We start from the raw sequence: 12,281 nt of genomic DNA on the forward strand, positions 1-12,281 counted from the left end.
GCAGCACGTGGGCTGCCGGGGCCGCCCTGTGCGGTGCGATATGGCGGTGCGTCAGCTGTCGGCGTGGTTCCGCTCCCCCGCCCGCGCAGATCTCGCCGCCCGAGATCAAGTGATCCGGCCGGTCTCCCTCCTCAGCAGCTGCAGTCGCAACCGCAGCAGTCGCACGATTCACAGCAGTCCCCGCAGTTGCTGCAGCAGTCACACGCTTCACAGCAGTCGCACTGATTGCACAGCCCCTGGCGGCGCTGATGGGTCCACGGGTCGTTGAAGGTGCCACAGCACATTTGGCAGGTGCAGGCCAGTCCCGCCCACACCAGACAGCCCGCGATCAGACCGCGCCGGTCACGCGGGGGCTCGGGCGGGGGCTGCGGCGGGCCGGCGGGGCTGCCGGGGCTCGGCGCGTACGGATTGCCGGGCGGTGGCCCGAAGGACCCGGTCTGCCGCACACCTGACGGCGGGACAGCTCCGTCCAAAGCTGCGCCGCCCGCCCGGTGCGAGCACGCCGTGGCACCGAACGCCCGGTCCACCGACTGCCGGAGTTCGTGCACCAGCAGCACATGGGCCAGCTTGTCGTCGGTGAATTCCGCGTCGCGCAGCGCCAGCCGCATGCCGCGTAGCGCGTCGTCGCAGAGCCGTCGGGCCTCGGCCCGCGAGGTGCCGGTCTCGGTGAGCGGATTCCAGGCACCCGACGTGGCATCAGCTTCCTGGTCCTCGACGGCATCCAGCAGATGCGCGAGGCGTCCGAAGAGCCGGCCCGCCTCGGCCAGCGGCTCCGCGTTCTGCGGTTTGCCCGCGAGTATCGCGGTGTGGGCGAAGGCCGCCGCGGTGGCGGTCTCGGTGGGTTCGGTGACCGTGAGCAGCGGGGTGCCGGGCCCGGCGAGCAACTCGACGCCGGTCTGTCGGTCAACGGCGTCGACGAGCAGCGCCGTGTCGAAGCCGAGCCGTGCGCCGGTGCGCGCACCGGCCCGGTCCCAGCCCGCGGCGACCCGACGCGCTGCGGCGGCAACCGGGCGTCGCTTCAACAGGCCGTCCCGGTCGGCGACGTGGTCCCGCACCTTCGCCGATGCCAGCACCAGGGAGACGGCGGCGGCCAGCCTGGCTCCCTCGCCGCGGGCGACCGGGGCAGTCCGCATGGCGCGCAGCGGGCAGGGCCCTGCGGTGCGTCGCCATCCGGTGGTGCGATCGGACTGAGCCTCCGTCAGAACCGAGACGATCAGGCCGTCATAGTTCGTAACGATGCGGGCGAATTGCCCGTGGTCGGAGCGAAGCGCGAGACAGAGCCCGCAGAGATGGGCCATCCACTCCACCCTGAGCCCCTCGGACAACCGGTGGGCGCAGGGCCTGACGATTCCGAACACGACGATCCCCCGAGAGTCGTTCACCTGTACGCCGCGCTCGTGCGCATGCGCGACGTGCATCGTATCGAGCGCCCCGTTCACCCATACGTCCGCCATGTCACCCGTACGGACCGGCACATCACATTTTCTTTCTTTCAGACCCCTGATGCTGGAGGAACCCTGACGAATCGCCACATCTTCTGCACCAGTACCGTCACGAATCCCCTGTGCGCCGACTATCCACTTGGCGCACGATCCGCATCATGGACGACCATAGGGATACGAAAGAGATGCGGAACGCTACGGAACCGCGGTGAGAGGAGGCGTCCATGGGATCGGTGCGCAAGGCGAGTGCCTGGCTGGGCCTCGTAGAGGACAACGACGAGCGGTATTACGACGACGACGAGTATGCCGAGGGTGCACAGACCGGGACCGGTCAGGCCTGGGTGACCGACCCCCGGGTGCAGGTGGCCTCCGAGACGGCCGAGGAGACGGGCCGCCGGATCGCCACCGTCACCCCGGACAGCTTCCGGGACGCGCGAGCCATCGGAGAGCTCTTCCGGGACGGCGTCCCGGTGATCGTCAACCTCACGACCATGGACCCCACCGACGCCAAGCGCGTTGTGGACTTCGCCGCGGGGCTGGCCTTCGGACTGCGCGGCTCGATCGAGCGCGTGGCCACCCGGGTCTTCCTGCTGACCCCGGCCGACACCCAGGTGGTCAACGGCGAAGCCGTCGGCCGGCCGGCCGACGGCTTCTTCAACCAGAGCTGAGCAGGGCGCTCGCCGGACCGGTCTACCGGAACGCGTCGAGGCCGGTGAGCGCCTTGCCCAGCACCAACTGGTGCATCTCCACAGTTCCTTCGTAGGTGAGCACCGACTCCAGATTCGTCGCATGGCGCATCACCGGGTACTCCAGCGAGATCCCGTTGGCGCCGAGGATCGTGCGCGAGGTGCGGCAGATCTCGATCGCCTCCCGCACATTGTTGAGCTTTCCGAAACTGACCTGTTCCGGACGGAGCCTGCCCGCGTCCATCCGCCGGCCCAGATGGTGGGCGAGCAGGATGCCCTTGTGCAGTTCCACGGCCATGTCCGCGAGCTTGGCCTGGGTGAGCTGGAAGCCACCGATCGATCTGCCGAACTGCTCCCGGGTCTTCGCATAGTCGAGGGCCGACTCGAAGCTGGCGCGCGCCGCACCCATGGCTCCCCAGACGATGCCGTAGCGGGCATGACTGAGACAGCTGAGCGGGCCGCGGAGACCGGTGACCCCGGGGAGTACGGCGTCGGCCGGCAGCCGTACCTCGTCGAGGACCAGCTCGCTGGTGACCGAGGCGCGCAGGGACCACTTGTGCTTGATCTCGGGCGCCGAGAAGCCCGGGGTGCCGGCCGGTACGACGAATCCGCGGATTCCGCCGCCCGCGCCACCCTCGTCGGTCTGCGCCCAGACGACGGCGACCCCGGCGACCGAGCCGTTGGTGATCCACATCTTGCGGCCGGTGAGCACCCAGTCTTCACCGTCGCGCTTGGCGTACGTCCGCATCCCGGCCGGGTCGGAGCCGTGGTCCGGCTCGGTGAGGCCGAAGCAGCCGATGATCTCGCCGGCCGCCATGCCCGGCAGCCACTGCTGCCGCTGCTCCTCGGAGCCGAAGCGGTGGATGGCGTACATGGCGAGCGATCCCTGTACGGAAACCAGGGAGCGGATTCCCGAGTCAGCCGCTTCGAGTTCCAGGCAGGCCAGTCCGTACTGGACGGCGGTGGCGCCCGCGCAGCCGTATCCCTGCAGGGACATGCCGAGGGCGCCGAGCGAACCGAGCTCCCGGGCCAGCTCGCGGATGCCGGGCAGCTCGCCGTTCTCGTACCACTCGGCGATGTGCGGCAGGACGCGGTCGGTGGCCCAGTCGCGGACGGTGTCGCGGATGGCGAGGTCCTCGGAGCTGAGCAGATCGTCGATGCCGATCGGGTCGGCGGGGTCGAAGGGCGGAAGCTTCGAGGACTCGGTGGTGGACATGAGGATGCCTCCGGCGGCTCGCACGATGCTAAAACTAGCAGTGTTAGTTATGGCGTCGTACCGACGTTACGGCTCAGCGTCCCGCCCGTCCAGAGCCGGTCGCCTCGGCGGGTCGGCGCCGGGCGGGCAGCGGGTGCGGCCGCTTCGTACGGCCCGCGGCGGGCGCCTCGTGCGGACCGTGGAATTCCGGCGCCTCGCTCCGCCCCAGGGACTCACGGGCATCGTCGGCATCTCGGGGTTCACCGACACCGGGTGAGGGGCACTCCATCACCCGCGGCAGCCGCAGCGCGGCGAGCGCTCCGACCAGCAGCAGAGCCGCGCTGACCAGCAGCGTGACATGCAGCCCGGTGATGAAGGAATGGCGGGCCGTGGAGCGCACCACCTCGCCCAGCGGACCGCCCAGCCGCTCCGCCACCTGGTATGCCTCGCCCAGCGAGTGGGAGGCGGCCACACCGTCCCCGGCGGGGACGCCCTCTTCGGGAAGCCTCGCGAGTCCGGAGGCGTAGGCGGCGTTCATGACACTGCCGAGCAGGGCGATTCCCATGCCCGCACCCAGCTGGTAAGAGGTCTCGCCGATCGCCGCCGCACCGCCCGCCCGGTCGGCGGGGGCCTCGCTGAGCATGGATTCGTACGCCCCGAAGAGCGTGGACTGCAGTCCGAAGCCGAGTGCGACGAAGGCCGCGGTCAGCAGGCCGGGCCGGTCGTGCTGCCCCATCGCGGTCAGGACCAGCACGGAGGCGGCCGTGAGCACGAAGCCCCAGCCCACCATCCGGCGCGGCCCGATGCGGCGCAGGGCGTACGAGCCGGTGGCGCCCGCAGCCATGGCCGCGAAGGTGAGCGGAAGCAGCCGCAGCCCGGTCTGGAGCGGGCTCAGGCCGAGGACGAGCTGGAGGTACTGCACGGCTATCAGTTCCAGCCCGACCAGAGCCAGCATGGCGAGGATGATGCAGCCCACCGCGGTCGAGAAGGCGGGCCTGGCGAACATCCCGATGTCGATCAGCGGGTGCGTGCGGCGCTTCTGACGGCGCGCGAAGGCCACGAGCAGTACGGCCCCGATCAGCAGGGGGGCCAGTGCGGCCGGGCTCAGCAGCCCCTCACCGGTGCCCGCCCGCTTCACCCCCAGGACCACACCGAGCACTCCGGCCGCAGCCATCAGCGCACCCAGCACATCCCACGGGCCGTCGTTGCTGCCGCGTGACTCGGGGAGCAGCAGACGACCGACCGGCAGGACCAGCGCCATCAGCGGGATGTTGATCAGAAAGACCGAGCCCCACCAGAAATGCTCGACGAGGAAGCCGCCTATGACGGGTCCGGTGGCGGCGCCGACGGCCGCGACCGCGGTCCAGACACCGATCGCCACGGCCCGCTCACGCCGGTCGGGGAAGACCTGCCGGAGGATCGACAGCGTCGCCGGCATGATCATCGCCCCGCCGACACCGAGCAGAGCTCGCGCCACTATCAGTACGCCGGGGCTGTCGGCCATCGCGGCGATCGCAGAGGCGACACCGAAGAGGGCATAACCGAGCAGCAGAATGCGGCGCCGGCCGACCCGGTCGCCGAGGGTACCGAAGAGGATCAGGAGCGAGGCGCAGACCAGTGGATAGGCATCCACGATCCAGAGCAGACCGGCGGCGCTGGGCCGCAGGTCCTCGGTGAGGGCCGGGACGGCCACGTGGAGCACGGTCGCGTCGAGCGCGACGAGCAGCAGACTGAGGCAGAGGACAACGAGGACGACCCATCGATTGGCACCGTCGGCGGCTGAGCGCAGCCGGATTCGGGCTGTGGTCGTCCCGGACATGCATGTACCTCCCAAAAGGTCCCTCGCGCTCGGCGGGCCAGCCGGGGATGCGGCGGTTCGCCGTCCCTCGGAGCCCGGCATCGACGGGCGAGTGATCCGTCAGCGTACGCGAGTTCAGAGCGCTCACACGTGGTCCACCTCATACCTCGATGGGCCGTGGAGTGTGGCATACGCCACGCCGAGCCGCCGCCCCGAACCCGCTCGGACCTGCACGGACGGCCTCCACACCCGGCACAGAAGGTACTCGGCGTGACTCCCGGAGCACACGCCGGGCCCGCATCACAAGCGGTCAGTAACCGCACGGACACCATCCGTTTCACCCCCCGGAGAGGCCGGAGAAATTCACACCGACACCCTCGTGCGCTTTTCTGTCCGCACCCAAACACCCTTCCGAAATGAGTGCGAAATCAATAGCGCAGAAACCCACCGATACGCTTCTTCGGCTCAGGAATTAAGGCCCGGCCGAGACATAGTCCACATCACATCGTCATCACAAAGAGACCGGATCGACCTGTTCGCGCACTAACTCGCTGTAACGTCGATTGGGTGCGTACCGACATCTTTGCCCGCCTGGACCGGGAGCCGGAGCCGCCGAAGATAGAGCCACCGCGGATGAGCCGTCATCGCATCGCTCTCTTCTGCGGGACGTTGGCGTTCTATCTCGCCATCGTCGTTGCCGTGCTGGTCTCTTCCTGGCTGGTGACCCTGGACTGGAAGGTCATGCTCTTCCGGCCGTATCAGCAGTGGCCGGAAATCCACGCCTTCCTCGACTACTACATCGTGCTCGGCCAGCGCGGCCCCACCGCCACCATGGTCGCCTGCTGGCTCGGCTGGCGCTCCTGGCGGCAGCACACACTGCGGCCCCTGCTGACGCTCGGCGCCTCACTGCTGCTGCTCAACGCGACGGTCGGCGCAGTCAAGATCGGCCTGGGGCGGCTCGGCCCGCACTACGCGACCCAGATCGGCTCCGCGGAGCTCTTCGCCGGCGGCGATATATTTCCGTCGGGCCACACCGCCAACGCAGTCGTGACCTGGGGAATCCTCGCCTATCTGGCCACCACCCCGCGGGCCAGGCGCTACCTGTCGGCCGTATCGGCAATCGTCTCGCTCGGCGTCGGACTCACCACCGTCTACCTCGGCACGCACTGGCTCAGCGATGTATTGCTGGGCTGGACCGCCGGGCTGCTGATCCTGCTGGGCCTGCCCTGGGTCGAGCCGCTGATCACCCGGACCGAGGCCTGGATCTTCGCCCAGCGCGAGTACCTGCGGGGCCGCGGCCGTCCCGTTCCTTCCTTGCCCGTCGCGGCCGGAGGACCCCGGACCGTACTGCTCCCGCAACTGGACGGCGGCGACGCCGTGGCGGAGAGCCCTGTGCTGGAGCCGGTCGCCGCGGGAGGACACACGGCGACCACAACGGGCACGGTCACGGGCGCCCGCTCACGTGCACACCCGGCGCCGACGGCGCATCTGTTGCGCTCGGAGCGGAGCCCGATCACCCCGGCCGGCAGCCGCCGCCCGCCGCACGCGGACCGTACGCCACGCGGCGGCACCACCCCTGCCCGCCCGATGACCGGCGGCTGAACACCTCTGGAGCAGCGGGGCCGGTACGCACAGCCGCTCCCCCGCGCAGTGAAGGCCCCGACTTCGGTCGGGGCCTTCACTCATGCCCGGGCTCAGGGGCCTCAGCCCACCCAGCAGCGGGTGACGACGGCATGGGCCACCTCGAAGTTGATCCGTCCGCTCCGGAACTCCATGGTGATGATCGCGCCCGGCGGCAGGGATCTGACGGTGCTCCAGCCATGCCTGCGGGCCCGCCGTTCAGCCGCGTCGGCGGCGAGGCCGACGTACGCACCAGGTGTGTCGTCGGGCTGGGCGGGAGGGGTCGGTATGGGTGCCATGCCTCTCACCGTAGGCGGCCTCGGACCGCGACGGAAGCCGGGGCGCCGGCCGCCGCACGGCATCCTCACGTCCCTCGGCGGTCACGCTTGTGTCACAGGATCACGACACGCGTGCTGCTCGAATCACGTCACCCGAGCACGCGGTCCACGACAGGACGCACAGTAATCACACAGGTCAAGAAACGATCATGCGGAAGGGCCGAAAACAAAACAGAATACCCCGCATCGTGCAACTGGAATTTCCGCGTCGAATAGCCTGTATAAATGAGCATGCCACCGGGAATTCACGCTTTCTTATGGCAGCCTTATCTTTTGGTCACAAAATCCTTACCACGCGGCAGTGGGCGGCCGCCCACTGCCGCCCGTATAGCGGACAACCCGAACCGCCCCCGTATGAGGATGCCGGTGGACGCGCTCAGTCCAGGGCCCGGGACAGCCGGTCCCTGGCCGCCCTGATCGCGTCCTTGAGCTCCGGTGGTTCGACGACCTCGAAGTCGATCCCCAGCAGCATGACGTGGATGACCAGCACATCGAGACTCGCCGCCCCGGTGCGCAGCAGACAGCTGTCGGCGCCGTCCGCCTCCAGCACCCCGGACGACGGCGAGATCCGTTCGGCCGCGCGGTCGATCCCGGCCTTCAGCCGGATCACCGCGTGCGTCGCGTACACGGTGGTCGAGATCCCCTTCGAGACATAGGCGGCCAGATCCTCGGCCGGCGCGTCGCGGGGGACGAATCTCGGGCCGTGTGGGGGCGTGGGTGTGATCCGGTCCGCGCGGAACGTGCGCCAGTCCGCGCGGTCCAGGTCCCAGGCGACGAGGTACCAGCGGCGCTCGGTGCACACCAGCCGGTGCGGTTCGACGGTCCGGCGCGACACGGAGCCGGAGTGGTCCCGGTACTCGAATCGCAGCCGCTCGCTGTCCCGGCAGGCTCCGGCCAGTTCGGTGAGGACACCGGGATCGACGGTGGCCGCGCCGGGCCCGCGGAGCAGCGGCACGGTGAAGGTGTTCAGCGCGTTCACCCGGCCCCGGAGCCGGTTCGGCAGCACCTGTTCGAGCTTGGACAGGGCGCGTACGGAGGTCTCGCCGATGCCTTCGATGCCGTTGCCCGCCGCGGTGCGCAACCCGACGGCGACGGCGACGGCCTCCTCGTCGTCGAGGAGGAGCGGCGGCAGTTGGGCACCGGCGCCGAGCTGGTATCCGCCGCCGGTACCGGGGCTGGCGTTGACCGGGTAGCCCAGTTCGCGCAGCTTGTCGACGTCACGGCGGACGGTCCGCGGGGTGACTCCGAGCCGTTCGGCGAGATCGGCGCCCGACCAGTCCCGGTGCGCCTGGAGCAGTGAGAGAAGGCGCAGCAGTCGTGCCGAGGTATCCAACATGGGGCCGAGTCTGCCAGGGGTTGCGGACAACCTGCGTCCGCAACCGGGTACCGGCGGTCTACCGGGCCTGCGCCGGATCCGGTTCGATCCGTACGCAAAGGTCGTTGTCGGCCGAGTAGCAGGGGGTGGCGCGGGCGCCCGCGCCGGTGCTGCGGCCCGGGTAGACGAAGCTGTTCTTGCGGTCCCAGACGTCGTCGAGGATGCGGGAGATCCGTACGCCGTCGGCCGGCTCCCCGGCGCCCGTCCCGGGGACCAGCCAGAGCGTCCACAGTTGCTGCTCGGTGACCGGCCCGGTGCCCAGCCGGTCGAGCGGAAGCGTGAAGGAGAACGTGCCTTCCTTCCCGGTGACCGGCACCCGGCAGACCCGGTCCGGGGCGCCGGCCAGTCGCGCCTCGACGCGGGCGTCGTCGCCGAGGCGGGTCCCGTACAGCGTGCCCTCGACAGTCAACCCGCCCCGGTCGAAGGTGACCGGCCCGGCCTCGGCGTGCGGTGAGCGGATCCAGCAGCGCACGGCGAGCCGGCCGTCGACGGTCGGGTACGGGATACGGACCGCGATCCGCCCGGTCTCCGGCGTGCGGTCCATGAGGAGCCGCACATCCCTGATTCCGGGCTCGACGGCCACCGCCCCGTCGTCGTCCCCGCCCGGCTCGCGCACATAGACGTCCCAGCGGCCTTCGGCGGGCGCCGCGGTACCCGGCAGCACCGCGCGCAGCCGTCCCCCGCCGAGCGGGCTCAGGGGCAGCCGCAGGGTGACGCCGTCGCCGCCCGTGCCTTTGGCTCCGCGCAGCCGGAGAAGCAGTTCGGGCGTCTTTGCGGCCTCTCGGCCACGGAGGTCGAGGTCGAAGGTGATCCCGCCGTCGCGGCCTGCGGTGCAGTCGGCTCGTGGTGTCTGTCGCTCTGCGGAGACGGTCATGAGGGCTTCCCCTTGCGGATGACGTCGGCGGCCTTGTGACGCAGGGCGTACGCCCCGTCCAGCACGGCGCCGCGGGCGAGGTGCAGTGTGGTGCGCAGAGCGCCCTGCGAGCGGTCGCGCGGGGCTCGGGAGGCGAGTTCGGTGAAGAGCCGCTCATGACGTTCGGCGATCCGTGACGGGTCGAACCGCTGCGACGCGGCCAGCGCGGCGCGGCCCGAGCGGTGCCGTGCTTCGTCGTCGTCGATCAGGCCGAGCAGGGCTCCCGCCACCGCCGCCGGGTCACCGACCGGCACCAGCCGTCCGTCGGTGCCGTCCTCGATGATCTCGCGGGGGCCGTGCGGGCAGTCGGTGGCGACGACCGGCAGGCCGCAGCGCATCGCCTCGACGATGGTCATGCCGAAGGACTCGCGGTCCGAAGTGACCGCGGCGATCGCCCCCTTGGGCCACTCGGCCTCCAGCGGGTTGACCGACCCCATCAGGAACACATGGTTGTGCAGACCGAGTTCACCGATGAGCGCGAGCAGCGTCCGGCGTTCGTTCCCGGTCGCGTCACCGCCGCCGTAGATGCGCAGCCGCCAGTCCGGGCGGACGGCGACCACGTCGGCGAACGCCCGGACGAGCAGGTCGTACCGCTTGACCTTGTGCAACCGGCCTGCGGCGATCACCCACTTGCTGTCGCCGTCGGCGGGCGCGATCCTCGGCGCGGGCACACTGTTGGGAATGGACTCGATCCGTACGCCGGGCAGCTTGAGCCCGGTCCGGTAGGCGCGGGCGTCGGCCTCGGTGACGGTGGTGATCGCGTCGAGCAGGGCGTAGCGGTGCCCTATCTCGCGGCGCAGCCGGTAGCTGTGGCTGTCGAGGGTGAGGTGCTCCTGCCCGATCCGGACCGGACCGCGCCGGGCCTGCCTGCTGATCTGCACATTGAGCCCCGGCCGGGTTCCGACCACTACATCTGCGTCCAGGGAACGCAAATGGTCCGCCACCCGGGCGTCGGTCAGCCTGCTGTACTGGCGGTACCTGCTGTCGCCGCGCGGGAACACGGTTGCGGAACGGGCGTGTTCGGCCGCGTCGCCGTCGTATGCCGGGCTCTTCTTCCGCAGATCCACGAGATGGTTCATGCGCACGCCCTCGGGGGCGCCCAGCGCGGGGACGTCGCGATGTCGGAAGACCGAAACGATCTCGATGTCATGGTGCCCGGCCAGTGCCCCGGCGAGATTGAACGTCGTACGGATCGTGCCCCCGACTCCGTAGGCGTTGTGGAGCAGGAAAGAAATGTGCATGAAACGCCATATCTCCCGGTTCGGCTGGTCAGTGGCGAACGCCACCTGCCATGACGGCACAGACCGGCCGGAGGTTCCCTCGGGCATCAGCCAGTTTCAGCCACCCTCACGCTTACCTGTTTTCCTGATTTATCGATGTATCGGTGAACCGGTCCATGTCCGAGTCGACCACATCGCCGTACGGTCAATCAGGAGAAACAGGTCGCAATCGGCCCCTCGGATCCTGAGATTCACCCTCTGCGCCAGATGGTTCGATTACGTTCCCTTTCTCGCGTGACCCCGGCCGCAGATCGCCCGTTGTCTTCTGCATGAGCCGGGAACCGCCCGGCGCACGCACCGAGTTCGAGGAGCCACCCGTGCCGCGCATGCTCGACGTCAGCGAGGACGTACGCGCCGAGATCGGCGACGCCGAAGCCGACCGGCTGCTCGTCGGCGACAACACCCCAGGCAGTTACGACTGCACCTCCTGCCGCACCCCCGGCGACTCCGAACAGGAACGCACCAGCACGGTGCTCTTCGTCGGTGACGAAACCGCTGTCCTCGCCTTCGCTCACGCGACCTGCATCCCCTCGCAGGTCGTCCAGGTCGCCGAGGACCAGCTGCAGGGTGCCGTACGCAGCATCACCGGCAGCGACGCGGAGCACCCTGAGTACCCGGAGGGCCTCAGCCCCGAGCAAGCTGTCCTCGGGATCACCAGCGGTCTCGTCCTGATCGACGACGAGCTCCACCCGGCCCTCGTCGTCGAGCCGACCGGCGCGATCGCCCGCCCGGGCACGGACGGCAGCCGGGGCGACGAATTCCTCCAGCTGCTGCTGGAGCAGGGCTTCCACCCGGTACACCGGATGGACCAGATGCCCGCGGTGCTGCACGGCTGGTCGATCCTGCTCGCCATGGGCCAGCTGCACGCCGTGCTCCAGCCGGGCACCGGCGGCGGTGCCCCGGTCGCCTGGTGGCAGGCTCATGCACCGCTCCAGGTCACCGAGGGCTGGCGGACCGCGGCCAACAAGTCGCAGACCGTGCTCGTCTACGCCGCCCCGGCGGGGGCGATCGGCCAGCAGCCCCGCGAGGACCTGCTGCGCGACGCTCTGGACAGGGCCGCCGCCGGCGGGCTCCTGGTCGCCGCGGCGATGCCGCTGGCCGGGACCTGATCATGGCCGTCGGCTCCTCGCACCCGCGGCGAACAGCTATTTCTCCGCCAGGCCCGCATCCGACGGACAGTGGGGTCGTTGGCACATACGTGCACACATACGACTCCTCCCGCCAACGCCCGAGCCCGATCCCTGCCATGCGTCCCTCGCAGGATCCTTCGGGCGGCCAGTCCCCCACCCCGATCTACGACGCGCTGTACTCCGAGTACCGCCGGTCGTTCCGGGCGCTGCCGGGTGATCGTAGCGGCGAGGAGAATCTCGGCTTCGTGGCCTTCGGAACCAGGCTCTCCGGCAGCCGCGTCCCGCTCAGCAGCCACTCCGGTTTCTCCGGTCTCTCCACGGGGCTGTCCGTACACAACGGGGCCACCGGACACGGCAGCGCCCCAAGCACACACACCGGTAGCCTCGGCTCCTGGCAGCGGGTGGGCCGGCACTCCGGGCAGGCCCAGCCCGCGGCGCTACCCCCGGGATCGGGATCGCGAGGGGCCTGACCGTATGACGGAGCCCCGGTCCGTTTCGTCTCCG

11 protein-coding genes are annotated in these 12,281 nt (G+C 70.0%); 4 read left to right on the top strand and 7 right to left on the bottom strand.

What is annotated here, in order from left to right:
* Positions 1–131 precede the first annotated feature (131 nt).
* Positions 132–1,358 (bottom strand): DUF5685 family protein, encoded by a 1,227-nt coding sequence (locus ABTZ94_RS31835; RefSeq protein WP_351206011.1) that lies wholly within the window; start codon positions 1,356–1,358, stop codon positions 132–134.
* Between the two features lie 308 nt (positions 1,359–1,666).
* On the opposite strand from ABTZ94_RS31835, the gene ABTZ94_RS31840 reads away from it, so the two are divergent.
* Positions 1,667–2,110, top strand: a complete 444-nt coding sequence (locus tag ABTZ94_RS31840) for a cell division protein SepF (RefSeq protein ID WP_351205991.1) — start codon at positions 1,667–1,669, stop codon at positions 2,108–2,110.
* 22 nt (positions 2,111–2,132) lie between these two features.
* Here the strand turns inward: ABTZ94_RS31840 and ABTZ94_RS31845 are convergent, their stop codons facing one another.
* Together ABTZ94_RS31845 and ABTZ94_RS31850 are read right to left on the bottom strand one after the other, a co-directional pair.
* Entirely contained in the window at positions 2,133–3,344 is a 1,212-nt protein-coding gene (locus ABTZ94_RS31845) for an acyl-CoA dehydrogenase family protein (protein WP_351205993.1), read from the bottom strand.
* Between the two features lie 73 nt (positions 3,345–3,417).
* Positions 3,418–5,142 (bottom strand): MFS transporter, encoded by a 1,725-nt coding sequence (locus ABTZ94_RS31850; RefSeq protein ID WP_351205995.1) that lies wholly within the window; start codon positions 5,140–5,142, stop codon positions 3,418–3,420.
* A gap of 546 nt (positions 5,143–5,688) precedes the next feature.
* Here ABTZ94_RS31850 and ABTZ94_RS31855 point away from each other — a divergent pair.
* A complete protein-coding gene (locus tag ABTZ94_RS31855; RefSeq protein WP_351205997.1) occupies positions 5,689–6,723 on the top strand; it encodes a phosphatase PAP2 family protein in 1,035 nt (344 codons plus the stop codon).
* A 101-nt stretch (positions 6,724–6,824) separates the two neighbouring features.
* On the opposite strand, the gene ABTZ94_RS31860 is transcribed toward ABTZ94_RS31855, so the two are convergent.
* From ABTZ94_RS31860 to ABTZ94_RS31875, 4 genes are all read right to left on the bottom strand, one after another.
* Positions 6,825–7,040, bottom strand: coding sequence for an I78 family peptidase inhibitor (locus ABTZ94_RS31860; RefSeq protein ID WP_351205999.1), 216 nt, complete (start codon positions 7,038–7,040; stop codon positions 6,825–6,827).
* 415 nt (positions 7,041–7,455) lie between these two features.
* A complete protein-coding gene (locus ABTZ94_RS31865; protein ID WP_351206001.1) occupies positions 7,456–8,415 on the bottom strand; it encodes a helix-turn-helix transcriptional regulator in 960 nt (319 codons plus the stop codon).
* A gap of 58 nt (positions 8,416–8,473) precedes the next feature.
* Positions 8,474–9,328, bottom strand: coding sequence for a transferase (locus tag ABTZ94_RS31870; RefSeq protein WP_351206003.1), 855 nt, complete (start codon positions 9,326–9,328; stop codon positions 8,474–8,476).
* Positions 9,325–10,608, bottom strand: a complete 1,284-nt coding sequence (locus ABTZ94_RS31875) for a glycosyltransferase family 4 protein (protein ID WP_351206005.1) — start codon at positions 10,606–10,608, stop codon at positions 9,325–9,327. The genes ABTZ94_RS31870 and ABTZ94_RS31875 overlap by 4 nt, the downstream gene beginning before the upstream one ends.
* A gap of 356 nt (positions 10,609–10,964) precedes the next feature.
* Here ABTZ94_RS31875 and ABTZ94_RS31880 point away from each other — a divergent pair, with 356 nt between their 5' ends.
* Positions 10,965–11,756, top strand: a complete 792-nt coding sequence (locus ABTZ94_RS31880) for a DUF8842 C-terminal domain-containing protein (RefSeq protein ID WP_351206007.1) — start codon at positions 10,965–10,967, stop codon at positions 11,754–11,756.
* Between the two features lie 137 nt (positions 11,757–11,893).
* Complete coding sequence (locus ABTZ94_RS31885; protein WP_351206009.1) at positions 11,894–12,247, top strand: hypothetical protein; 354 nt, start codon at positions 11,894–11,896, stop codon at positions 12,245–12,247.
* Positions 12,248–12,281 lie beyond the last annotated feature (34 nt).

Source organism: Streptomyces sp. NPDC002785 (assembly GCF_040295565.1).
Classification (GTDB): Bacteria; Actinomycetota; Actinomycetes; order Streptomycetales; family Streptomycetaceae; genus Streptomyces.

Excerpts from the sequence above, each read along its gene's own strand:
- ABTZ94_RS31870 (WP_351206003.1), bottom strand. The coding sequence starts at position 9,328 with ATGACCGTCTCCGCAGAGCGACAGACACCACGAGCCGACTGCACCGCA.
- ABTZ94_RS31845 (WP_351205993.1), bottom strand. The coding sequence starts at position 3,344 with ATGTCCACCACCGAGTCCTCGAAGCTTCCGCCCTTCGACCCCGCCGAC.
- ABTZ94_RS31840 (WP_351205991.1), top strand. The coding sequence starts at position 1,667 with ATGGGATCGGTGCGCAAGGCGAGTGCCTGGCTGGGCCTCGTAGAGGAC.
- ABTZ94_RS31875 (WP_351206005.1), bottom strand. The coding sequence starts at position 10,608 with ATGCACATTTCTTTCCTGCTCCACAACGCCTACGGAGTCGGGGGCACG.
- ABTZ94_RS31850 (WP_351205995.1), bottom strand. The coding sequence starts at position 5,142 with ATGTCCGGGACGACCACAGCCCGAATCCGGCTGCGCTCAGCCGCCGAC.
- ABTZ94_RS31860 (WP_351205999.1), bottom strand. The coding sequence starts at position 7,040 with ATGGCACCCATACCGACCCCTCCCGCCCAGCCCGACGACACACCTGGT.
- ABTZ94_RS31865 (WP_351206001.1), bottom strand. The coding sequence starts at position 8,415 with ATGTTGGATACCTCGGCACGACTGCTGCGCCTTCTCTCACTGCTCCAG.
- ABTZ94_RS31885 (WP_351206009.1), top strand. The coding sequence starts at position 11,894 with ATGCGTCCCTCGCAGGATCCTTCGGGCGGCCAGTCCCCCACCCCGATC.